Here is a 20,956-nt window from a genome sequence, read left to right as displayed (position 1 = left end):
TCGGACCTTAGCCAGCCAGAGGAATGGCGCCGGAGAGAATTCCCGCCCCCAGCAGCACCAGGGAGAGCGCCACGGCCCAGGCCAGGGTGAACCTCTGGTGCTGCGCCAGCTCCACCCGCACGAGCCCCACCAGCAGATAGGTCGAGGGCACCAGGGGCGAGAGCAGGTGCACCGCCTGGCCGGTGAGCGAGGCGCGCGCCATCTCCACCGGGGCGATCCCGTGGGCCGCCGCGGCCTGGGACAGGATCGGCAGGATGCCGAAATAGAAGGCGTCGTTGGAGATGAAGAAGGTGAAGGGCATGGCCAGCAGGGCCGTGACCGGCGCCATGTGGGGACCGAGCGCCGGCGGGATCAGGCCGGTGACGCTGCCGGCCATGGCGTCGGTCATCCCCGTGCCATTGAGGATGCCGGTGAAGACGCCGGCGGCGAAGATCAGGCTGATCACCGGCAGGATGTTGGGGGCGTGGGCCGCGATCCGCGCCTTCTGCGCCGCGAGCGACGGATAGTTCAGCACCAGGGCGACGGCGGTGGCGATCATGAACAGCACCGGCAGGGGCAGGACCCCCAACACCAGCCCCGCCAGCAGGGTCAGGGTCAGGGCGAGATTGGCCAGGATCAGCTTGGGCCGCTCGGTGAGGTCGTTGGTCCGCACCAGATCCTCGGTGAGGTCGGCGTCCCCCGGATCGCGCACCGTCCCGTCCGACGACAGGGCCGCCAGCCGGCGCTTCTCCCCACGTCCCAGGACATAGGCCGTCAGCAGGATGAAGGCCGCGCCCGCCAGCATGGCCGGGATCATCGGCACGAAGACGTCGCCGGCGTCGAGGTGCAGGGCGCTGGCCGCCCGCGCGGTGGGCCCGCCCCAGGGGGTGATGTTGGTGACCCCGCAGGCCAGCATCAGCAGGCAGGCCAGGATCAGCGGATTGAGCCCCATCCGCCGGTAGAGCGGAATCATCGCCGTGCAGCAGATCAGGTAGGTGGTGGAGCCGTCGCCATCCATGGAGACCAGCAGGGCCAGGACCGCCGAGCCCACCACGATCCGCACCGGATCGCCGTGGACCACCCGCACGATCAGCGCCACCAGGGGGTCGAACAGGCCCGCATCGGTCATCAGGCCGAAGAACAGGATGGCGAAGGCCAGCATCACCCCGGTGGGGGCGAGCGCCTTGACCCCCTCCAGCATCATGGGGCCGAGGTCGGCGCCATGCCCCGCCAGCAGGCCGAAGACGACCGGCGTCAGGATCAGGGCCACCAGGGCGGAGACCCGGCCGGTCATGATCAGGGTCATGAAGGTCGCCACCATGGCGAAGGCGAGCAGGGTCAGCATGCGGTCTCCCACCCGCCCGCTAGGTCTGCGCCGGGAACTCCAGCCTCGCCGAGAATCCCTCCGGCTCAAAGGCGCTATCGATGCGCCCGCCCTGGGGGCGAAGGGCCGCCTGCAGCAGGCGGCTGCCGAAGCCGATGCGGCTGGGCTTGCTGACCGGGGGCCCGCCGCGCTCGCGCCAGAGGAAGGCCGAGCGCCCGGGCTCGGACGCGACCCAGCTGACCTCGATCTGTCCCGCCGCCACCGACAGGGCGCCGTACTTGGTGGCGTTGGTGGCCAGCTCGTGCAGCAGCAGGGCGAGCGCCAGGGCCAGGTCGGGGTTGAGCATCACCGCCCCGAGGTCCGGGTCCAGCCGGATCCGCGCGCCGTCGAAGGGGCGCAGGGCTTCGGTCAGCAGGGACAGCAGGTCCGGGGGCCGTCCGCCGGTCCCGGTCATCAGGTCCTGGGAGCGGGCCATGGCCTCCAGCCGCGCGGTGAGCAGTTGCTGGTATTCGGCCACGGTGGAGGCGCTGCGGCCGGTCTGGCTGACGATGGCCATCACCATGGCCAGGCCGTTCTTGCCCCGGTGCGCCAGCTCCCCCATCACCAGACGCTGACGCGCCTCGGCGGCCTGGCGCTCGGTGATGTCGAGGGAGGTTCCCACAACGACCTTGGGGCCGCCGTCGTCCACCATGATGCGGCCGGAGGAGGACAGCCAGCGGATGGCGCCGTCCGGCAGCACGATCCGGTGGTCGAGGGCGAAATCGCCCCCCTTCAGGTCCCGCGCCTCGACGAAGGCCGCGCTCAGAAGGGGCCGGTCCTCCGGGTGGATGGCGGCGATGAAGCTCTCGAGGGAGACCTCGGCGTCGGACGGCAGGCCGAACAGGGCCTTGGTGTGTCCCGACCAGGTGATCTTCCGCGTGCGGATGTCGTAGTCCCAGAAGCCCAGGCCGGTGGCGTCCACCGCCACTTCCAGCCGCCGGCGTTGCTCCTCCAGCTCCAGTTCGGCCCGCTTGCGCGGCGTGATGTCGATCTGGATGCCGTCCCACAGGGTCCAGCCGCCCTGCTCCGACCGGGGCGCCGAGGTCAGGCGATGCCAACGGACCTCGCCGTCCGGACGGTTGAAGGCCAGCTCGATGTCCAGGGGCGTGCGGGCCATGATCGCCTGGCGGGTCGCCAGGGCGGCGCGCTCCCGGTGCTCGGGCGCCACCAGCCGGAAGAAGACCGTGGGGTCGGCCATCACCGCCTCGGCGGTGACGCCATTGAGGGCCAGGCAGTTCTCGGAGACGTAGACGAAGCGGCGCTCGGCCGCATCGGGCGAGGCCTCCATCTGGTAGACCATGCCCAGCGCCATGGCGGGCGCCAGGGCGCGAAAGGTCGGATCGCGCGCTTCGGACGGCGGCTTTCCCACGAGACGGCTCCCGAGCGCCCGGAATTGAGCGGCGGGCACTCTGGTCTGGTGGAGCTTGCCCCACAACTGCGAATAACGACGCATCCCTGGCGAGCGAGCAAAAGAGGCGTTTCCCGCTTCAGTTGCAGGTCAAACCTGCCGCGGAAGGCGCGTCGCGACGTCGATCAGGGCAGCAGGACCACCGAATCAGACAGCTCGTTGGGATTGTCGCCGGGGGCGGCGGGGAAGTGCTGCGCCAGGATGTCACCGCACAGGGCGATGGCCGCCTCGAAGCCCTCGGCGGGCTTCTTGGCGCGGATGCCGTCGGTCAGGGCGGCCATGGCCTGATCCCAGACCTTGGGGTCGACCTTGGCGGCGACGCCCTCGTCGGCGATCAGTTCGGCCATGCGCTCCACGGCGGAGACATAGATCAGCACCCCGGTGCGCTCCCGGGTGCCGGCGAGATTCTTGGCCAGGAACTGCTCCTGGGCCCGGCGTCGCACCCGCTCGCGCTTCAGCCCCTTGGGGGTCAACAGCCGGCGCAGGGGCTTGATCATCCCCACGACGATCGCCACCAGGACGAAGAGCGCGCCCTGCAGCAGGATGGCCCCCATCAGGGCGCCGCGGACGGCCTGTTCGGCCACAGCCCCGATCTGGGCGGCGGTCCAGCCGGTGAGGATGTCCGGCGCCGTCACCTGGATGCCGCCGGCCAGCAGGACCGCCGGGGCGGCCAGGGCGGCGATGGCGGCCCAGGCCACCGGCACCTCGCGATAGTCCGAGGATTCCCGGGCCACCACGGTGTAGATCTCGCCCTTGGTGCGCAGCTCGGCGCGGGTCACCGCGGCCTCGATGCGTGTGCGGTCGGCCTCTGAAAGCATCACCATCCTCCTGAAGAGCCGCCGCCGCCGAACGATCCGCCGCCGCCGCTGAAGCCGCCGCCACCGCCGCCGCCGTCGCGACCGCCGCCGCCGCCCCCGGAGAGCAGCAGGGGCAAGATCCACCAGAAGCCGCTGCCGCCGCCACGACCGCGACCGCGACCGCGACGGCCGGCCCGCAGGATGCTGCTGAGCACCCAGAAGATGATCACCACCATGAAGATGATCACGCCGGGCAGGCTGGACTCCGACTCAGGCTCGGGCGCGGGGGTCGCCGCGGCGATGGCCTTGGCCTGATCGTCTGGCAGGGAGAGCTGGCCGATCACCGCCTCGGCGCCGCTGACCACTCCCTCCTCCATCTTGCCTGACCGGAAGGCCGGCAGGATCTTGTCCTGGATGATCAGGCTCGACAGGGCGTCGGTGAGGATGCCCTCGAGGCCGTAGCCGACCTCGATCCGCACCTTCTTGGCGTTGGGCGCCACCAGCAGCAGGACCCCATCGTTGCGGGTCTTGTCGCCGATGCCCCAGGCGCGGCCGAGCTGGTAGCCGTAGTCCTCGATCTCATAGCCCTGCAGGTCGGGCAGGGTCGCCACCACCATCTGGCGGCCGGTCTTGGCCTCCAGGTCGGCGAGCTCGGTGGTCAGCCTCTGCTCGGCGTCGGGCGACAACAGGCCGGCATTGTCCACCACCCGTCCGGTGAGCGGGGGGAACTTGGGCGCGGCCAGCGCCGCGCCCGCCATCACAAAGAGGCTGAGGACCGCGAGGACCAGAAGGCCGCGCGGTCCCTTGCGCTGGGTCATTGGGCCGGCGCGGCCGGGAGGGTGGAGACCGCGGGCGCCGTCGTCGGCGAGAAGCTGACGCTGGGCGTGGCCTGGGCCGCGGCGTTGGCCTGGAACATCACCATCGGCTTGGAGCCGCTATGGACGGTGGAGGCCCAGAAGCTGTTGGGGAACTTGCGGAACTCCAGATTGTAGTCGCGGACCGCCTCGTTGTAGTCGCGGCGCGCCACGGCGATCCGGTTCTCGGTGCCTTCCAACTGGCTCTGCAGGGCCAGGAAGTTCTGGTTGGACTTCAGGTCCGGGTAGTTCTCCTGGATCATCATCAGCCGGCCGAGCACCCCCGACAGCTTGTCCTGGGCGGCGGCATATTGCTGGAACTGGGCCGGGTTGGTCAGGGTCGAGGCGTCGACCTTGACCTGGGTCGCCGAGGCGCGCGCCTCGGTCACCGCGGTCAGGACGCTCTTCTCCTGGGCGGCGTAGCCCTTCACCGTCTCCACCAGGTTGGGGATCAGGTCGGCGCGGCGTTGATACTGGTTCTGGACCTCGGCCCATTGGGCCTTGGCGCGCTCTTCCTTGGTGGGGATGTTGTTGATCCCGCAGCCAACGATCAGGACGGGCGCGAGCACCAGGAGGGCGGCGCGCGCGAGGCGATTGCGAAGCGTGGACAAGTGTGTGGCTCCTTGAGAGCAGCGTCAGAAACGAGCATGACTGGCGGCCTATGTGGCCTCGACCTTGATCACGCGCAACGGTGGCGGGATTAAGCTTTGGAAAGCTCAGCGGGGCAAGGGCGGTCTATTTCCGCGGGCTCGCCGTCTTGTCGCGGATCGCCTTGAATTCCGACCCCGGCCTCCAGGCCGGCCAATCCTTGGGATCGGAGGCGAGGGCCTTGCCCATCACATAGAGCAACTCGACGTCCTGGGCCACGCCGCGCAGGTCCCAGTCGGGGCTCCAGGCGTCGCAGGGCTGGCGGTGTAGGCGCCCGCCCTGATAGGCGCTTGAAAGCCGACGCGCCGAGCGTCAGCGATGGGTGGTTAGCGGACGCTAGAACCAGCGCCTCAGCCATTGTGGCTTGGAACGCCTCTTCAGCCGCCGCGCGATCCTGGGGGCCATGCGATCGTAGCTGCCCCAAGTGTCAGGGACATCATAGAGGCTTGTGGCTTCCGGAAATTCCTTTTCGTAGTCGGCGAGGTAGTCGTTGGGATCAGATGCCGGTTCGCCTGCAGCGCCGTAGTACGCACGAGCGAACGCATTGCCTTCGTCGTTCAGGTCCTCGTCCGTGAATTTCTCGTCACAAGCGGCGATGAACCACTGTGTCGGTGTGATGGTGCGGGCCTTCAGCTTGGCCAGAAGGTCATCGTCATCGGCAGTGTGTAGGTCGCCTGCCATTCCGTTCAGCGCGCACCACGCGACGAACATCGCGATGTGTGTTGCTCCGGCCTCGTTCGGCAGGTGGGAGGGGAAGTCGCCGCCATAGTGCCATGATGCGTCGTCGTATTTCACGTGCCCGCCCCCGTGACTCTGCGCTCGTCAGCAGACCTTCCCAAGGTCGCATAAGGGTGGTCTGCGGTCACTGTGGTGCATGCCGAAATCGGACACTCACAATCTCATGCGCTATGAGTTCGCCATGGACTTATTTGGGGGGCGCGATTGCCGGTTGCCTTGATCCCGTTCTCGATATTTTTCGCGTGCGGCGTCGCGCAGTTTTTCTTCCTGGACCGAGTCAAACGAGCCCTGTCAGCTCGCCATCCTGACGTATTGCAGGGCCTCTTGAGCAAATCATTCTTTGGTTCTTCCAGCAACGCCATAACCAAGTTTGCGTGGCAGCGTCGCGATCTCAGTCTGAACGACCCAGAACTCACGAAACGTGTAAAGCAATTCAAGCTCCTGCTCTTCGTGGCATACGGCGCTTGGGGGCTTCTCGCGCTTGCCCTCATCACCGGCGTTGCTTTGCAGCCGCTATCGCTTGATTGGTTGCTTGGGCAGGCGACGGGACCGTCCGTTGATACCCGACCAGAGTCTATTGGCGCAGCGCCAAACCTCCCTGCCTCGAGCATGACCCCAACCTTCGGTATTGTGTTTGCCGCTGCGCTCTTGGGAAACGTCACTTACCTAGTGCTGGCCTGGCGTCTCAGCGCTCGCTGGAATTCGCTCTGCCTGGGTGCGACCGCCACCCTAGGCGATCCCCTGGCGGTACTGGGCGTCATTTGGTGGTCTAAGCCGGCGACGCGCGACGAAGCATTTCTGCGGCTGCGCATTGTAACGCGGACGGTTTTCGTCCTGGCCCTCGCTGGAACCTTCACAGTGTTCGGCCTCGTCTTCCTTATGGCACGTTGAACGACACAGCCCCAGCAACGGACATTCCCAAAGTCAGAGAAGGGTCGCGAGCGGTCTCGAACCAGGCGGCCGCAAGCAGACATTCCTGAGATCGCCGGAAACCGGACCCCGTCGAGGTCAGAGATGGTGGAAAGCGGAATGTGCTTGGGGCACGGTCCACCAATGCCCTCAGACTTCATTCGCCTAAACCATAATTGGAATGCCGAACCGAATGACCCCTGCGAGCGGGTAGAGGTAACTGGGGCAGACCTGCGCCTGAGCTTCATCCTAAACCCGTGGGAATTTGAAGCTGTCGAGGGTGAGCGAGCCGAACTCGTATTTTCAGAATGCGAAAAATGGCGGCTAGGAGCGACGAACGACGAAGGCTGGCATCGGGGGAACTGCCGCTACAGCGGCGTAGCGCCGGCTTGGGGCGAGTTCTACGAAATCGTCGGCGAGGACTCTGTTCGGGACGCTCCAAACGATTGGCAGCAGATCAACGCGTCTCAGCCCGAACGGCGCCACTTCCTTTTTTACCTGCGCGATCAGACCTTCGAGTGCATGGCGACCGAGTGGCGGCTTATTCGGCGGGCGGCGAACGTCTGCTAGGGGTCGAATGCGGCCGTCAGTGTCCGCTCGCGAAGCGGACCCAACTCTTCGCCAATAGGCTCGTCGACCGCGCAGCGCTCGAAAACGGCTATCGCCTCACCCCCGCCGTCCGCTCGCGGATCGCCTTGAACTCCGACCCGGCCTTCCAGTCCGGCCAGTCCTTGGGATCGGAGGCGATGGCCTTGCCCATCACATAGAGCAACTCGACGTCCTGGGCCGCGCCGCGCAGGTCCCAGTCGGGGCTCCAGGCGTCGCAGGGCTGGTGGTAGCAGTGGGCGGTGTAGTCGCTGACCCACTTGTCGCCGGCCTCGCGGCCGCCCGAGACCAGGTCCGGCCCGCCGCCCAGGCCCATCATCAGCATCACCGGCACGCCATGCTTGGCCAGGCTGAAATGGTCGGCGCGGAAGAACAGGCCGCGCTCCGGATGGGCGTCCGGCGTCACGGTGCGCCCTTGCGCCTTCGCCGCGGCGATCAGCCGGTCGTCGAGCTGGCTCTGGCCATAGCCCACCAGCACCACGTCCTTGGACGGTCCGGCGGTCTGCAGCACGTCCATGGTGAAGTTGGCCGCCATCCGGTCCAGGGGGGTGGTGGGGTGGACGCCATAATATTCCGAGCCCAGCAGGCCGCGTTCCTCCGCCGTCCAGGCGGCGAACAGGGTGGTGCGGGCCGGGCGCGGGCCCGCGGCGAAGGCGCGCGCGATCTCCAGCACGCCGGCCACCCCGATGGCGTCGTCGGCCGCCCCGTGACGCACCTTGTCGCCCTCCACCGGGGCGCCGAGACCGAAGGCGTCCCAGTGGGCCGAGAACATCACGCTCTCCTGGGGCTTGCCGGCGCCGGTCAGCTTGGCCAGGACGTTGTGGCTGGTCACCTGGCTGTGGCTGACGCCGTAGTCGGCCGAGAAGGTGGCGCCGGTCAGCGGCACGGGCCGAAAGCCGGGGCTGCGGGCGCGGGTCTTCAGGGCCTCGAAGTCGAGCCCGGCCTGCTTGAACACATCCACCGCCAGGTCGCGCTGGATCCAGCCCTGCAGCAGCAGCTTGTCCTTGGCCGGGTTCGGCCGGACGATGTCGAAGCTCTCGCCGTTGGAGGCCGCCACCGTCGACCAGCCATAGCCGGCGCCGGGGGTCTCGTGGACGATCAGGGCGGCGATGGCGCCCTGGCGCACCGCCTCCTCGTACTTGTAGGTCCAGCGGGCGTAGTAGGCGGCCGCCTGGCCGCCGAACTTGCCGGCCACCGGCTCGCCGGGTTTCGCCTCGAAGTCGGGGTCGTTGATCAGGAAGACCGCCACCTTGCCCTTCAGGTCGTAGCCCTTGAAGTCGTCCCAGCCGCGTTCGGGGGCCTTCACCCCGTAGCCGACGAAGACCATCGGGGCGTTGACGATCTTCACCCGGTCCACCGGCCGCAGGGTGGCGACATTGATCTGCTGGGCCTGGACCAGGGGCATGGGCTTGCCGGCCACCGACATCCGGAGCCGGGCGTCGGGCTGCACCTGCAACCGCTGCAGCTTGACGTCCTGGGTCCAGCCGCCGTTGTCGCCGGCCGGCTCCAGCCTCAGGGCCTTGAACTGGCCGATCAGGTAGTCGACCGTCTTCTGCTCGCCGGGCGAGCCCGGCGCGCGGCCCTCGAACTCATCCGACGCCATCACCTTCACGATCTCCGACAGCCGGGCCGGATCGATGGGGCCGGAGGACTGCGCCTGGGCGGCGGTCCCCGTCAGGACGGCGGCGAGGGTGAGGGCGGCGGTCTTCATGGGCGACTCCAGCGAACTGGCGGCGACCCTAAGGCCCCTGTCAGCCCCGCGAAAGCTCCGCCTCCACCGCGCCCAGCCGGTCCTTGCCGAAGAACATCTCGCCGTCGACGAAGAAGGTCGGCACCCCGAAGACCCCGCGGGCCACGGCGGCCTCGGTGTTGGCGACCAGCTCGGCCTTCACCGCCGGGTCCTGGGTGGCCTCCAGGATCGCCTTGGCGTCGAGGCCGGCCTTGGCGAGCACGCCGGCCACCACCTCGGGATCGTCCATCTTCAGCCCCTGCTCCCACATGGCCGACACCACGGCCTCCAGATAGGCGTCCCCCACGCCCATCCGCCGCGCCGCCACCAGGCCGCGCATGATCAGCAGGGTGTTGACCGGGAAGTGGGGGTTGGAGCGATAGGCGGTCAGGCCGTGGGCGGCGACATAGCGCCTTGTCTCCAGGGCCTCGTATTCCAGCTTGCCCTTCACCCCGCCGAAGGCGGTCACCGGCGACTGGTTGCCGGTGGCCTTGAAGATGCCCCCCAGCAGGCAGGGGATCAGGTTGACCGTGGCGCCGTGCCGGGCGGCGATGCCGGGCAGGACCTTCCAGGCCAGGTAGCCGTTGGGGCTGCCGAAATCGAAGATGAAGTCGATCGTCTTGGCCATCACCAGGTCTCCTTCCAGGGGCGCAGATCCAGTTCATGGGTCCAGGCCGAGCGTTTCTGATTGTGCAGCCAGACGTAATTGGCCGCGATGTCTTCGGGCTTCAGGATCTCGTCGCCGGCCAGCTTGGCCTGCACCTGTTCGGGGGTGTTGTTGGCGCGGGTGAAGGTCCCGTCGATGGCGCCGTCCACCACGATGTGGGCGACGTGGACGCCGAGCGGGCCCAGCTCACGGGCCGCGCTCTGGGCCACCGCGCGCAGGGCGGCCTTGGCCGAGGCGAAGGCTGAGAATCCCTTGCCGCCGCGCATCGAGGCCGTGGCCCCGGTGACCAGGATCGTGCCGCGGCCGCGGGGCGTCATCACCCGGGCGGCCTCCCGCACGGTGAGGAAGCCTGAGAAGCAGGCCATTTCCCAGACCTTGGTGAAGACCCGGGTGGTGGTCTCGACGATACCGAAGCTGACGTTCGCGCCGATGTTGAAGACCACCACCTCCAGCGCCCCGACCTCGGCCTCGACGCGGTCCACCAGGGCGACCATCTCGGCCTCGTCGCGGGCGTCGACCCCAAAGGCGTGGGCCTTGCCGCCGGCCTTGCGGATGTCTTCGGCCAGGGCCTCGAGCTGTTCGAGATTGCGGGCCCGGCGGGTGACGCAGACGGTCATCCCTTCGGCCGCGAAGGCCTTGGCGATAGCGCCGCCGACCCCATCTCCCGCCCCGATCACCAGGCAGACTTTCGGCGCCGTTTGCTGGGGTTCGCGGGTCATGACCTCACCTAAGTTCAGTTTCTGGACGAACCATCGTATTGAATCTGGACCCAGTCAATGGGATAGTCGCGGCGCACACAAGGACAGCTGCCCGTGAAGTGGGAAGACCTCGCCGACCAGCCCTGCTCCCTCGCCCGCTCGGTGGCGGTGATCGGCGACCGCTGGACCCTGATGATCCTGCGCGACTGCTTCCTCGGCGTGCGGCGGTTCGAGGCCTTCCAGGCGCGCCTGGGCATCTCGCGCACCATCATCACCGAGCGCCTGAAGCTGCTGGTGGACGAGGGCGTCCTGACCCGGGTCGCCTATCAGGACCGTCCCGTGCGCCACGAATATCGCCTCACCGAGAAGGGGCTGGACCTCTATCCGGTGGTCATGGCCATCGTGACCTGGGGCGACCGCCACTATGCGGGCGAAGCCGGCGCCCCCCTGCTCCACCGCCACAAGGCCTGCGGCTGCGACTTCCATCCGGTGATGACCTGCTCGGAATGCCACGCCCCGGTCGCCGCCCGCGAGGTGGAGACGCGCCCCGGACCCGGCGCGGCCTAGGTCTCGGCGATCCGCCGCAAACCCGCGGTGTCGCGCACCTCGATCCGCCCGTAGCCGAGGCGCAGCAGCCCCGCGCGCTGGAAGCCCAGCAGGTGGCCGTTCACCGTCTTGCGGCTGAGGCCCAGCATCTCGGCCAGAGCCTGCTGGTTCATGCGCAGGGACGGCCCGCCGGTCCGCGCCATCATGTCCAGCCGGGAGGCGAGCCGCTGTCGCGGCGGCAGGGCCACGGCCTCGGCGGCGATCATCAGGGCGCCGCGCAGCTGCAGATAGACCAGGGCCGCCACCGCCTGCCAGACCTCCGGCCGCTCCGCCGCGATCCGGGTCAGCGCATGGTCGGGGACCGCCAGCAGCACGCTCTCCTCGACGCAGATCAGGGTCACCAGGCGCGGGCCGCCGCCGAACCTCAGGGTCTGGCCCAGGGCCACGCCGGGCCCGGCCTGGCCGAACAGCACCTCGCGCCCGCCCGGCGCGGCGCACATCATCTGCACGGCGCCCTCCACCACCAGGGTGATGCCGGTCTGCTCATCCCCTTCCGACTGCGCCCAGGCCCCGGCCGGCAGGTTGACGATGCGGCCATGGGTCAGCAGGGCCTCCACCATCTCCGGCCCATGGCCCTGCAGCCAGACGGCCCGGGTCAGCAGTTCGGCGGCGCGCTCGCGAGGGCTCATTCCAAATTGTAACCTTGGTGACAAACTCCGCCAAGCCGCCGGCCTAGGCTCTCCTCAACAGGAGCCCGCCATGACCACCACCCTCGACCTCTCGATCCGCCCGACTGAAGGCTGCGGCGCCCTGGTTCAGGGTGTCGACTTGAACCGGGCCACCGACGCCGAGATCGACCTGATCCGCGCCACCGTCTTCGACCGCGGCGTGGCCTTCGTCCACGGCCAGCAGATGACGCCCGAGCAGCAGATCGCCTTCGCCAGGCGCCTCGCCCCCATCGTCGTCAACCGCTACTTCCCCAAGACCGAGCGCTATCCCGAGATCGCCAAGGTCGAGAAGACGCCGGAGCAGGTCACCAATATCGGCGGCGGCTGGCACACCGACCACAGCTACGACATCGCGCCCGCCATGGGTTCGGTGCTGCTGGCCATCGAGACCCCGCCCACCGGCGGCGACACCCTGTTCGCCGACATGTACGCCGCCTACGACGCCCTCTCCGACGGCCTGAAGGCGACGCTCGCCACCCTGAAGGCGCACCACGCGTCGGAGCACGTCTTCGGGGAGAGCAGCGTCTACGCCATGACCGACCGCGCCGAGCTCGCCGGCCACAAGGACGTGCCCGAGGCGATCCATCCGATGGTCATCACCCACCCGGGCAGCGGCAAGAAGGCGCTCTACGTCAATCCGGCCTTCACCACCGGCATCGTCGGCTGGACCCGCGAGGAGAGCATGGCCCTGCTGGGCTACCTCTACCAGCACGCCGTGAAGCCGCAGTTCGTCCACCGTTTCCAGTGGGCCAAGGGCTCCATGGCCATCTGGGATAACCGCTGCACCTGGCACCAGGCCCTGAACGACTATCCCGGCCAGTACCGCCTGATGCACCGCATCACCCTGGACGGGGGTCCGCTGAACTAGGCGCCGAGCGGCTCGGCGTGGTATGCAATAGTCATACTCGCACGGGATTCGTCGCCATGTCCGCCGCCGCCAAACGCACCTTCAGCCTGCCGACCGAGCAGGCTCGCTACATCGACGCCCTGGTGGATTCCGGCAGCTACGCCTCGGCCAGCGAGGTGGTGCGCGCTGGCCTCCGGGCGTTGCAGGAGCGGGATGCCGCGGTGGAGCGATGGCTGCGGGACGAGGTGGCGCCGGTCTATGACGCGATGATGGAAGATCCGGCGCGCGGCATTCTTGCCGAGGACGTCTTCTCAGAGATCCGTGCCCGGCACGCCGATCAGACCGCCAAGCGTGCGCGCTAGGGTCGTCTTCTCGCCGGAAGCGCGGGCCGACATCATCGGCCTCTATGACTATATCGCCGAGCAGGCCAGTCCGCAGCGGGCGATGGCCTATGTCGAGCGTATCGAGACCTACTGCCGGGCCTTCGCCGACTTCCCTGAACGCGGAACCCGGCGAGACGAAATCCGTCCGGGCCTGAGAACGGTGGGCTTCGAGGGCCGCGTCACCCTCGCCTTCCACCTTGGCGAGGGCGTCGTGACGATCGACCGGGTCCTCTATGCCGGCCGCGAACTCGGCGAGGACTAGGTCCGGGTCGCGAATTCCGCGTCGCCGGTGACCGCCACCACCTGGTCGTCGAAGGAGGCGTGGGCCGAGGTGTACAGGTGCGAGTAGAGGCCGCCGGTCTTCATCAGCTGGTCGTGGCTCCCCTGTTCCAAGATGCGGCCCTGCTGCAGCACCACGATGCGGTCGGCGTCGCGGATGGTGGCCAGCCGGTGGGCGATGACCATGCAGGTGCGGCCGGCGAACAGCACCTTCAGCGCCTTCTGGATCGCCTGTTCGGTGAAGGAGTCGATATTGGCCGTGGCCTCGTCGAGGATCAGGATCTGCGGGTTGGCCACCAGGGCGCGGGCGAAGCTGATCAGCTGCCGCTGGCCCATGGAGATGTTGCGGCCCCGCTGGCCAAGCTGGGTGTCGTAGCCATCGGGCAGGCGCATGATGAAGTCGTGGGCGCTGACCGCCTTGGCCGCGGCGATCACGTCGTCCTTGGTGGCGGTGAGCGTATTGTAGCGGATGTTCTGCTCGATGGTGCCGGTGAACAGGAAGGGCTCCTGCAGCACCATGCCGATATTGGCCCCCAGCGAATCCAGGGTCACCTCGCGCACGTCGTGACCGCCCACCAGGACCTGGCCCTGGTCGACCTCGTAGAAGCGGTGGGTGAGCGCGATGATGCTGGTCTTGCCCGAGCCGGTGGGCCCCACCAGGGCCACGACTTCCTTGGGGCGCACCATCAGGCTGATGTCGTGCAGGATGGGGCGCTTGGGGTCGTAGCCGAAGGTCACGTTCCGGAACTCGACCGTGGCCGGAACGTCCTTCAGCTCGATGGCGTCGGGCTTGTCGGCGATGGTGACGGGGACGTCGATCACCTCGAAGATCCGGTGCCCGGCGGCCATGGCCCGCTGCATGATGGTGTACTGCATCGACAGCATGCGGACCGGCTCGAAGAACCGCTGCACATAGAGGATGAAGGTCACCATCACGCCCACGTTCAGCGTGCCGCCGAGGACCGCATTGCCGCCGACGATGATGACGATGGCCATGGCCAGGCCGGTGAGCACGTCCACCGTCGGGACCATGATCTGGGTCATCCAGGAGGCGTGGACCTGGGCGGTGAAGTTCTCCTGGGCCTTTTCCTTGAAGAGCTCGAAGTTCAGCGCCTCGCGGCGGCTCTCCTGGACGGTGCGGATGCCGTTGATGTTCTCGGCCAGGGCCGAGTTGGCGGTCGAGGAGGCGTCCCGGGCCACCCGGAAGCTCTTCTTGGAGAAGGGCAGCCAGACCGCGCGGATGGCGATCAGGGCCGGCAGCACGGTCAGGGTCAGCAGGCCGAGCTTGAGGTCCGTGGTGAGCAGCACCACGGTGATGCCCACCAGCATGACGAAGTCGCCCAGGGCCCCGTTCATGTTCTCCAGGAACTCCTGCAGGGCGTTCACGTCCCCCTGCAGCCGGGCCATGATCCGTCCCACATGGGTCTTGTCCATGAAGGACAGGGAGACGTCCTGGAAGTGGGCGAACATCTTGCGGCGGATGTCGAAGATCACCCGCTGGGCCAGGCGCGAGGACAGCCACTCGCCGGTGAAGAAGCAGGCGGCGTAGGCGCAGGCCACCAGGGCGAAGATCACCAGGGTCCTGTCCAGCCGCGCCCCGTCGTGGGCGACGGCGGCGTTGATGGCCTGGCCGATCATGGCCGGCACCGCCACCTGGGTGGCGGCCGAGGCCAGCACCGCGACCTGGGCCAGGATCAGGGAGCGCTTGTGCGGCGCCAGGAAGGCCAGGAAGCGGCGGGCGATATTGACGTCGAAGGTGCCAAAGATGTCGTCGCCCTCGGAGGTTCCGAGGGAGGCGCGGGGGGTCTTGCGGGGCGCGGCGCCGGCGGTGGTCTCGGTCACGCTTGCACCTCTTCCAACGGGGCGTCGTCCAGGGTGGCCGCCGCGTCGGAGCGCGACTGCAGCTCATAGAGGTCGGCATAGACCCCGCCGGCCTTCAGCAGCTGGGCGTGGTTCCCCCGCTCCACCACCACCCCGTCGTCCAGGACGATGATCTGGTCGGCGTGCATCAGGGACGACAGTCGGTGGGCGATGATGATGGTGGCCTTGGTGCGGGTGGCTTCGGCCAGGGCGTCGCGCACGCGACGCTCGGTCACCGCGTCGATGGCGGCGGTGGAGTCGTCGAAGATCATGATCCCCGGCCCCGGCACCACCCCGCGGGCGATGCTCATCCGCTGGCGCTGGCCGCCGGACAGGGCCACGCCCCGCTCGCCCACCCGCGTCTCGTAGTCGGCGGGCAGGCCGATGATGTGCTCGTGGATCTGGGCGGTCTTGGCGGCGCCGACGATGCGGTCTTCCTCCGCCCACGGATCGGCATAGGCCACGTTGTGGCCGATGGAGCTGTCGAACAGGAAGGCCTCCTGCTGCACCAGGCCGACATATTCCCGCAGGGAGGCCAGGGTCACGTCGCGGATGTCGACCCCGTCGATGGTGATGGCGCCGCCGTTCACGTCGTAGAAACGGGGGATCAGGTTGGCGATGGTGGATTTGCCCGAGCCGGGCGGGCCGACGATGCCCAGGGTCTGGCCGGGCCCGACCTCGAAGTCGACGCCGGTGAGCACCTGCTTGCCGGGGACATAGCCGAAGTCGACGCTTTCGAACCGCAGCACGCCCTTGGTGGGCGCCAGGGGCCTGGCGTCCGGTGCGTCGGCGATCTCGGGTTCGAGGTCCAGCACCTCGAACAGGCGGGCGCCCGAGGAGGTGGCCCGGGCCGCGGCGTTGAAGATCATGGCGATCTGCCGGATCGGCCCCTGCAGCAGGGTCATGTAGGTGAGATAGGCCGTGAGCGTGCCCACGCTCATCGTGCCGGCCGCCACCTTGTGGCCGCCGTACCAGAGGACCCCGGCCATGGAGGCGTTGAAGGTCACCTGCATCACCGCCACCGCCCGGAAGCGCAGGGTGATGCGATTGTAGGAATAGGCCAGGGCGTCCACCGAGGCGCGGTCGAACTTGGCCATCTCGAAGGCCTTGCCGGCGAAGGCGCGGACCACGCGGATGCCCTGGAGGTTCTCCTCCATGGTGAGCGTCAGCTGGGCCATCAGCTCCTGGAACCGCAGCCAGGTGACCCGCAGCAGGAAGCCCATCCGCCCGAGCGCCGCGGCGGAGAAGGGCACGAAGGCCAGGCCGATCAGGCCCAGGGTCAGGTCGGTGGCCAGCATCTGCCAGGCGGCGAAGCCCAGCAGCAGGAAGAGGGTCAGGAGCGGCATCAGCCCGCCCTGGATGAACACCCGCGCGCCCTCCAGGTCGAGCATGCCCCGGGTGATGAGGTCCCCGGAGTGGATCTTGTCGTGGAAGCCGAAGGACAGGCGCTGGAGCTGCTGGAAGAACTGCAGCCTCAGGTCGTGGCCGACCTTCTGGCTCACCAGCTCGCCGAGATAGCCCGACCACATGGTCATGGCGCCGCGCACGATGGTGGCGCCGATCACCAGGACCGCGGTCAGCAGCAGGGCGCGCTGGGTCTGCGCGGCATGGGAGGCGCCCAGCAGCAGCAGGCCATGGGCCTGGTCCACGGCGCGGCCCAGCAGGCGCGGCAGGGCGAGGCTGGCCAGGGCCGCGCCCAGGGAGCACAGCATGGCGAGCGCCACCAGCCCGGGGTAGTTGAACGCCAGCACCACGATCCGCTGCAATACGCGGGGCATGGTCTTCACATCGACTTGGATTGGCTCGGAGTCAGCCGAGGCCGCACCCCGCCGGGAGGGGTGTGAATCACTCATCTCAAATTTCCATCGTCTTGTATGAAAACATTCTGAGGCGCCGGTTCCGGGCGCGCCAGGGCTGTTTTCACGCCAGGGTCGAATAGGCGGGGATCATTGCGCTGATGTTTCTGAGACGCCGGGAACCCCGCCAACCCCTCCCCGTGTCATCCCGCATGGAGCGGCGAAGCCGCGGAAGTGCGGGACCCATACTCACCGATCTGTCCTGAGAAACCCGCGCGTCTGGATCCCGGTCTTCCGCGTGCCGCGGAAACCGGGATGACACGCTTTAGGGACTCAGGCCGCGCTGACCCGGGACGCCGGGACCACGGTCACCGGATGGCCCGGCGCCGGGGGCCGGGACCGCAATTTCTCGCCCTTCAGCCAAATCTTCAGCGCCTCCCAGTGGATGGCCGACATGACGCCCAGCGTCATCAGGGGGTGGCCGAGCCAGGCCCGCCAGATCGCCGCGTCGCTGAGCTCCACCCGGTCGCCGGCGAAGGTGGCGGCCAGCAGCAGGCCCTCGGCGTCGTGGACGTCGACGGTGACGGCGACCCGCTCGCCGGGGGGCTGGATGCGGAAGGCGTAGGCCAGGTCCATGTCCATGAAGGGCGAGACATAGAAGACCTTGTCGGCGGCCTGTTCGATCACGCTCGGCCCCCGGGCGGGGATCAGGTAGCTGTGGCGTTCGCCGAAGGTGTTGCGCACCTCGTAGAGCATGGCCGACAGCGTCCCGTCCGGGCCGTGGCAGAAATAGACGCTCAGCGGATTGAACACCCCGCCCAGGATACGCGGCATGCAGAGCAGGCGGACCGGTCCGCCCGTGGGCAGGCCGGCCGCCTGAAGCTCGCCCTCCACCTGGCTCTTCAGCGAGACGGCAGCGCCGTCCAGGTGGTCGGCCGGCGAAAAGCTGGTGAGGCGCAGTCGGTCCTGCCCGAACAGCTTCAGGGCCCGGTCGAGGGCCGGCAGCTCGTCCAGGTCCAGCAACAGCATGAAGATCCGATAGCGCAGCCGGTGCGCCCGCGGCCGTCGCCGCGTGTGGGTGACGATCCCGGGATAGAGGCCCGAGGCGAACACGGTCAGGCGGCCTGCTCGGCGAGATCCAGCGGCGCGGCGTCGAGGTGGATGCGGCCGGACTCGCCCTCCACCGTCCAGGGCCGGCGCGCCCCGCCAAGGGCCTCGGCTACCGCCAGGCCCGATTGCAGGGCGTCCTCGTGGAATCCGTGGCCGAAATAGGAGCCGCAGAACCAGGTCCGCCGCGCGCCCTGCAGGGACCAGATCTCCCGTTGGGCGGCGATGGCGCCGGCGTCGAACAGCGGGTGTTCATAGACGTCGGTGTGGATCACGGCCTCGGGCGCGATGGCCTTGGTGGGGTTGAGGGTGACGAACAGGTCCGGCGCGTTCTTCAGGCTCTGCAACCGGGTCATCCAATAGGTGACGCAGCCCTCGCCGGGGGCGGCGCGCCGGCCGATGTGGTTCCAGCTGGTCCAGGCGCCGCGGCGCCGGGGCATCAGGCTGGCGTCGGTGTGAAGGACCGCCAGGTTGCGACTGTACTTGAAGGCCCCTAGCAGCCGCTGCTCCTGCGGCGTGGCGTCCTCCAGCAGGCGCAGGGCGTGGTCGCCATGGGTGGCGATCACCACCTGGTCGAACCGCTCGGCATGGCCGGTGGAATCCCGCAGCTCCACCCCGTGCGCGTCGCGACGGATGGAGACCACGCGCACCCCGGTGCGGACCTGGCCGGCGAAGGCCTCGGTGAGGCGGGCCACATAGCTGCGGCTGCCGCCGGTGACGGTGCGCCAGGCGCCGCGGCCGAAGATCGTCATCATGCCGTGGTTCTGGAAGAAACGGATCAGGGACGCGGCCGGATAGTCGCGGATGGCCGCCAGCGGCGTGGACCAGATGGCCGCGGCCTGGGGGATCAGGTGGTCGTCGCGGAAGGCCTGGCAGTAGCCCTTCTCCACCAGATAGTCGTCGAGCGAGGTGAGCGGCGCCTCCAGGGCGGCGAGGTCCTTGGGGCCCTGGCGGTAGAAGCGGGCGACGTCGCGCAGCATGCCCCAGAACCGGGCGCTGAACAGGTTGCGCTTCTGGGCGAAGATCGCGCCGCTGGAATATTCGAAGGCCCCGTCGTCCAGGGAGACGCTGAGCGCCATGTCGGCGGCCTGGCTCTCCACCCCCAGGTGGGCCAACAGGGCGGTGAAGTTGGGATAGTTGGGCGCGTTGTAGACGATGAAGCCGGTGTCGACCGGGACCGGACCCTTCGGGCCCATGGCCTCGACGGTGTTGGCGTGGCCCCCGAGGCGGCCGTCGGCCTCGAACACCGTGACCTGGTGGCGCTCCCCCAGCAGCCAGGCGGCGGAGAGTCCGGCGATGCCGCCGCCGACGACGGCGATGCGGAGCGGCTTGTGGGGGGTGTCGAGCGTCACGGGACCTCCTGGAGCGAAGCTGGTGGAGGTACGCAAAGCTGTCCGCCCCGGATGCAAACGCCGCATCCGCCGCCAAGCTGCATCCGTAATGGTCCTGGAGGCTTCCTTCTCCGAACCAGCAGAGGTCCGTCGCCATGAGGCTTGTCGCCAACACCATCCAGGCCTTCGAGGGCGCGCCCCTTCCCGACCTTGTGCGCCGCGCCGCGGTGGACCTGCTCGTGGCCAATGCGCGCAGGCAGCTGGCCGGCGCGCCGGCCGACGCCCAGGCCCGGTTCGCCCTGGAGATGGCCCAGCGCCCCATCGCCGAGCACACGGCCGAGGCCAATGGCCAGCACTACGAGCTGCCCGCCGCCTTCTTCGAGGCGGTGCTGGGTCCGCAGCTGAAATACTCCTGCTGCCTCTATGACGGGGCGGCCACCCTTGAGGCGGCGGAGGAACAGGCCCTGGCGCAGACCGCCGCCCACGCCGACCTCAAGGACGGCCAGCAGATCCTGGAGCTAGGCTGCGGCTGGGGCTCGCTGTCCCTATGGATGGCGCGCAACCTGCCGGGCGCCCGGATCACCAGCGTGTCCAACTCCAAGAGCCAGGGGGACTTCATCCGCGGCCGGGCCGCCGCCCAGGGGCTCACCAACCTGACGGTGATCACCGCCGACATGAACGACTTCCAGGCCGAGGCCCGCGCCTTCGACCGCATCGTCTCGGTGGAGATGTTCGAGCACATGGCCAACTGGCGCGGCCTGCTCGCCAAGGCCAAGGGCTGGCTGAAGCCCGACGGGGCGATGTTCATCCACGTCTTCACCCACAAGAGCACGCCGTACCGCTTCGACGTGAACGACGAGGCCGACTGGATCGGCCAGCACTTCTTCACCGGCGGGGTGATGCCCAGCCATGACCTGATGCGCGAATTCCCCGACCTGTTCACGGTCGAGGCCGACTGGCGCTGGAGCGGGACCCATTACGAGAAGACCGCCAATCATTGGCTGGCGAACTACGATCGCAACGCCGCGGTGATCGGTCCGGTGCTGCGGGCGGTCTATGGCGACGAGGCGGTGCTGTGGCGGCGGCGCTGGCGGCTGTTCTTCCTGGCCACGGCGGGCCTGTTCGGCCACCGGGGTGGCGCCGAGTGGGGTGTCAGCCACTATCGCCTGCGACCGGCCTGAGGGGACCCGACATGCTGAAATACATCATCGCCTATCTGGGGACCGGCCTGGTCTTCGCCGCCGTCGACGCCGTCTGGCTGACCTTCAGCAACGCGCGGCTGTACCGCCCCACCCTCGACCCGGTCCTGGCCGACGAGGTCAACCTCAAGGCCGCCGCGGTCTTCTACCTGGTCTACATCCTGGGGATCATGGCGCTGGCGGTCTCGCCGGCCACCTCCTGGACCAAGGCCATGACCAACGGCGCCATGGTGGGCGCGCTCGCCTACGCCACCTATGACCTGACCAACCAGGCGACCCTGAAGGTCTGGGCCACCAAGATCACCGTGGCCGATGTCGCCTGGGGCACCTTCGTCACCGGCCTGGCCGCCACCGCCGGCTACTTCGTCCTGCGCTGGGCGCGGGCGAAGTTCGGCTAGAGCCTTTTAGGGTCAGATGGAAACATCTGACCCGTTCAAAAAGGCTCTAATTCCAAGACGTAGAGCGCGCCAGGCGGGTTAGCCGG

Annotated in this window: 23 protein-coding genes; 8 read left to right on the top strand and 15 right to left on the bottom strand. The window is 68.5% G+C overall.

All coding sequences use genetic code 11. The features are described 5' to 3' along the window. Positions 1-7 precede the first annotated feature (7 nt). From AC1RN5_RS00775 to AC1RN5_RS00745, 7 genes are all read right to left on the bottom strand, one after another. Positions 8-1,324, bottom strand: coding sequence for a CitMHS family transporter (locus AC1RN5_RS00775; protein ID WP_493039390.1), 1,317 nt, complete (start codon positions 1,322-1,324; stop codon positions 8-10). Between the two features lie 19 nt (positions 1,325-1,343). After that, positions 1,344-2,711, bottom strand: coding sequence for a PAS domain-containing protein (locus AC1RN5_RS00770; RefSeq protein ID WP_493039389.1), 1,368 nt, complete (start codon positions 2,709-2,711; stop codon positions 1,344-1,346). Between the two features lie 164 nt (positions 2,712-2,875). Next, positions 2,876-3,568 (bottom strand): TPM domain-containing protein, encoded by a 693-nt coding sequence (locus AC1RN5_RS00765; RefSeq protein WP_493039388.1) that lies wholly within the window; start codon positions 3,566-3,568, stop codon positions 2,876-2,878. After that, entirely contained in the window at positions 3,568-4,365 is a 798-nt protein-coding gene (locus AC1RN5_RS00760) for a TPM domain-containing protein (protein ID WP_493039387.1), read from the bottom strand. The genes AC1RN5_RS00765 and AC1RN5_RS00760 overlap by 1 nt, the downstream gene beginning before the upstream one ends. Further along, positions 4,362-5,012, bottom strand: a complete 651-nt coding sequence (locus AC1RN5_RS00755; protein ID WP_493039386.1) for a LemA family protein — start codon at positions 5,010-5,012, stop codon at positions 4,362-4,364. Before AC1RN5_RS00755 ends, AC1RN5_RS00760 begins: the two co-directional genes overlap by 4 nt. A gap of 124 nt (positions 5,013-5,136) precedes the next feature. Next, positions 5,137-5,268 carry a hypothetical protein gene (locus AC1RN5_RS00750; RefSeq protein ID WP_493039385.1) on the bottom strand — a complete coding sequence of 44 codons (132 nt, stop codon included), beginning with the start codon at positions 5,266-5,268 and terminating at the stop codon, positions 5,137-5,139. Positions 5,269-5,385: 117 nt separating this feature from the next. Next, entirely contained in the window at positions 5,386-5,844 is a 459-nt protein-coding gene (locus tag AC1RN5_RS00745; RefSeq protein ID WP_493039384.1) for a DUF7832 domain-containing protein, read from the bottom strand. A gap of 147 nt (positions 5,845-5,991) precedes the next feature. Here AC1RN5_RS00745 and AC1RN5_RS00740 point away from each other — a divergent pair, with 147 nt between their 5' ends. Both AC1RN5_RS00740 and AC1RN5_RS00735 read left to right on the top strand, forming a co-directional pair. After that, on the top strand, positions 5,992-6,678 hold the full coding sequence (locus AC1RN5_RS00740; protein ID WP_493039383.1) for a hypothetical protein: 687 nt from the start codon (positions 5,992-5,994) through the stop codon (positions 6,676-6,678). Positions 6,679-6,840: 162 nt separating this feature from the next. Next, positions 6,841-7,266: a hypothetical protein gene (locus tag AC1RN5_RS00735; protein ID WP_493039382.1), complete on the top strand. Its 426-nt coding sequence runs from the start codon at positions 6,841-6,843 to the stop codon at positions 7,264-7,266. 88 nt (positions 7,267-7,354) lie between these two features. Here the strand turns inward: AC1RN5_RS00735 and AC1RN5_RS00730 are convergent, their stop codons facing one another. From AC1RN5_RS00730 to AC1RN5_RS00720, 3 genes are read right to left on the bottom strand one after another with little or no spacing between them, the layout of a single operon-like run. Continuing rightward, positions 7,355-9,013 (bottom strand): M28 family metallopeptidase, encoded by a 1,659-nt coding sequence (locus AC1RN5_RS00730; RefSeq protein WP_493039381.1) that lies wholly within the window; start codon positions 9,011-9,013, stop codon positions 7,355-7,357. A gap of 40 nt (positions 9,014-9,053) precedes the next feature. After that, positions 9,054-9,659, bottom strand: coding sequence for a 2-hydroxychromene-2-carboxylate isomerase (locus tag AC1RN5_RS00725; protein ID WP_493039380.1), 606 nt, complete (start codon positions 9,657-9,659; stop codon positions 9,054-9,056). Beyond that, a complete protein-coding gene (locus tag AC1RN5_RS00720; RefSeq protein ID WP_493039379.1) occupies positions 9,659-10,417 on the bottom strand; it encodes an SDR family NAD(P)-dependent oxidoreductase in 759 nt (252 codons plus the stop codon). The genes AC1RN5_RS00725 and AC1RN5_RS00720 overlap by 1 nt, the downstream gene beginning before the upstream one ends. 93 nt (positions 10,418-10,510) lie before the next feature. Here AC1RN5_RS00720 and AC1RN5_RS00715 point away from each other — a divergent pair, with 93 nt between their 5' ends. Next, positions 10,511-10,963, top strand: coding sequence for a winged helix-turn-helix transcriptional regulator (locus AC1RN5_RS00715; RefSeq protein WP_493039378.1), 453 nt, complete (start codon positions 10,511-10,513; stop codon positions 10,961-10,963). On the opposite strand, the gene AC1RN5_RS00710 is transcribed toward AC1RN5_RS00715, so the two are convergent. Further along, positions 10,960-11,631 carry a Crp/Fnr family transcriptional regulator gene (locus AC1RN5_RS00710; RefSeq protein WP_493039377.1) on the bottom strand — a complete coding sequence of 224 codons (672 nt, stop codon included), beginning with the start codon at positions 11,629-11,631 and terminating at the stop codon, positions 10,960-10,962. The genes AC1RN5_RS00715 and AC1RN5_RS00710 overlap by 4 nt on opposite strands. Before the next feature lie 70 nt (positions 11,632-11,701). Here AC1RN5_RS00710 and AC1RN5_RS00705 point away from each other — a divergent pair, with 70 nt between their 5' ends. Genes AC1RN5_RS00705 through AC1RN5_RS00695 form a run of 3 tightly spaced genes read left to right on the top strand, consistent with a single transcriptional unit; the run spans position 11,702 to position 13,162 of the window. Then, on the top strand, positions 11,702-12,538 hold the full coding sequence (locus AC1RN5_RS00705; protein WP_493039376.1) for a TauD/TfdA dioxygenase family protein: 837 nt from the start codon (positions 11,702-11,704) through the stop codon (positions 12,536-12,538). Positions 12,539-12,594: 56 nt separating this feature from the next. Further along, entirely contained in the window at positions 12,595-12,879 is a 285-nt protein-coding gene (locus tag AC1RN5_RS00700; RefSeq protein WP_493039375.1) for a type II toxin-antitoxin system ParD family antitoxin, read from the top strand. Then, the gene (locus AC1RN5_RS00695) at positions 12,869-13,162 is read left to right on the top strand and encodes a type II toxin-antitoxin system RelE/ParE family toxin (protein ID WP_493039374.1); all 294 of its coding nucleotides are present in this window, start codon (positions 12,869-12,871) and stop codon (positions 13,160-13,162) included. The genes AC1RN5_RS00700 and AC1RN5_RS00695 overlap by 11 nt, the downstream gene beginning before the upstream one ends. Here the strand turns inward: AC1RN5_RS00695 and AC1RN5_RS00690 are convergent. The 4 genes from AC1RN5_RS00690 to AC1RN5_RS00675 all read right to left on the bottom strand — a co-directional run bounded on the left by AC1RN5_RS00690 (position 13,159) and on the right by AC1RN5_RS00675 (position 19,294). After that, positions 13,159-15,021 (bottom strand): ABC transporter ATP-binding protein, encoded by a 1,863-nt coding sequence (locus AC1RN5_RS00690; protein WP_493039373.1) that lies wholly within the window; start codon positions 15,019-15,021, stop codon positions 13,159-13,161. The genes AC1RN5_RS00695 and AC1RN5_RS00690 overlap by 4 nt on opposite strands. Further along, positions 15,018-16,817: an ABC transporter ATP-binding protein gene (locus tag AC1RN5_RS00685; RefSeq protein WP_493039372.1), complete on the bottom strand. Its 1,800-nt coding sequence runs from the start codon at positions 16,815-16,817 to the stop codon at positions 15,018-15,020. Before AC1RN5_RS00685 ends, AC1RN5_RS00690 begins: the two co-directional genes overlap by 4 nt. A gap of 351 nt (positions 16,818-17,168) precedes the next feature. After that, positions 17,169-17,948, bottom strand: coding sequence for a DUF1365 domain-containing protein (locus tag AC1RN5_RS00680; RefSeq protein WP_493039371.1), 780 nt, complete (start codon positions 17,946-17,948; stop codon positions 17,169-17,171). Between the two features lie 2 nt (positions 17,949-17,950). After that, positions 17,951-19,294, bottom strand: coding sequence for an NAD(P)/FAD-dependent oxidoreductase (locus AC1RN5_RS00675; protein WP_493039370.1), 1,344 nt, complete (start codon positions 19,292-19,294; stop codon positions 17,951-17,953). Positions 19,295-19,428: 134 nt separating this feature from the next. On the opposite strand from AC1RN5_RS00675, the gene AC1RN5_RS00670 reads away from it, so the two are divergent. Further along, positions 19,429-20,454 (top strand): SAM-dependent methyltransferase, encoded by a 1,026-nt coding sequence (locus AC1RN5_RS00670; protein ID WP_493039369.1) that lies wholly within the window; start codon positions 19,429-19,431, stop codon positions 20,452-20,454. An 11-nt stretch (positions 20,455-20,465) separates the two neighbouring features. Beyond that, entirely contained in the window at positions 20,466-20,870 is a 405-nt protein-coding gene (locus AC1RN5_RS00665; protein WP_493039368.1) for a DUF2177 family protein, read from the top strand. The last annotated feature ends 86 nt before the right edge of the window (positions 20,871-20,956 follow it).

It is taken from the genome of Phenylobacterium sp. GW821-FHT12F10 (assembly GCF_058806695.1).
The sequence above is the reverse complement of the archived record's forward strand: the minus strand, read 5'-3'. Positions and strand labels throughout refer to the sequence as shown.

Excerpts from the sequence above, each read along its gene's own strand:
- AC1RN5_RS00775 (WP_493039390.1), bottom strand. The coding sequence starts at position 1,324 with ATGCTGACCCTGCTCGCCTTCGCCATGGTGGCGACCTTCATGACCCTG.
- AC1RN5_RS00765 (WP_493039388.1), bottom strand. The coding sequence starts at position 3,568 with ATGCTTTCAGAGGCCGACCGCACACGCATCGAGGCCGCGGTGACCCGC.
- AC1RN5_RS00760 (WP_493039387.1), bottom strand. The coding sequence starts at position 4,365 with ATGACCCAGCGCAAGGGACCGCGCGGCCTTCTGGTCCTCGCGGTCCTC.
- AC1RN5_RS00735 (WP_493039382.1), top strand. The coding sequence starts at position 6,841 with ATGCCCTCAGACTTCATTCGCCTAAACCATAATTGGAATGCCGAACCG.
- AC1RN5_RS00730 (WP_493039381.1), bottom strand. The coding sequence starts at position 9,013 with ATGAAGACCGCCGCCCTCACCCTCGCCGCCGTCCTGACGGGGACCGCC.
- AC1RN5_RS00725 (WP_493039380.1), bottom strand. The coding sequence starts at position 9,659 with ATGGCCAAGACGATCGACTTCATCTTCGATTTCGGCAGCCCCAACGGC.
- AC1RN5_RS00720 (WP_493039379.1), bottom strand. The coding sequence starts at position 10,417 with ATGACCCGCGAACCCCAGCAAACGGCGCCGAAAGTCTGCCTGGTGATC.
- AC1RN5_RS00710 (WP_493039377.1), bottom strand. The coding sequence starts at position 11,631 with ATGAGCCCTCGCGAGCGCGCCGCCGAACTGCTGACCCGGGCCGTCTGG.
- AC1RN5_RS00705 (WP_493039376.1), top strand. The coding sequence starts at position 11,702 with ATGACCACCACCCTCGACCTCTCGATCCGCCCGACTGAAGGCTGCGGC.
- AC1RN5_RS00700 (WP_493039375.1), top strand. The coding sequence starts at position 12,595 with ATGTCCGCCGCCGCCAAACGCACCTTCAGCCTGCCGACCGAGCAGGCT.
- AC1RN5_RS00685 (WP_493039372.1), bottom strand. The coding sequence starts at position 16,817 with ATGCCCCGCGTATTGCAGCGGATCGTGGTGCTGGCGTTCAACTACCCC.
- AC1RN5_RS00670 (WP_493039369.1), top strand. The coding sequence starts at position 19,429 with ATGAGGCTTGTCGCCAACACCATCCAGGCCTTCGAGGGCGCGCCCCTT.
- AC1RN5_RS00665 (WP_493039368.1), top strand. The coding sequence starts at position 20,466 with ATGCTGAAATACATCATCGCCTATCTGGGGACCGGCCTGGTCTTCGCC.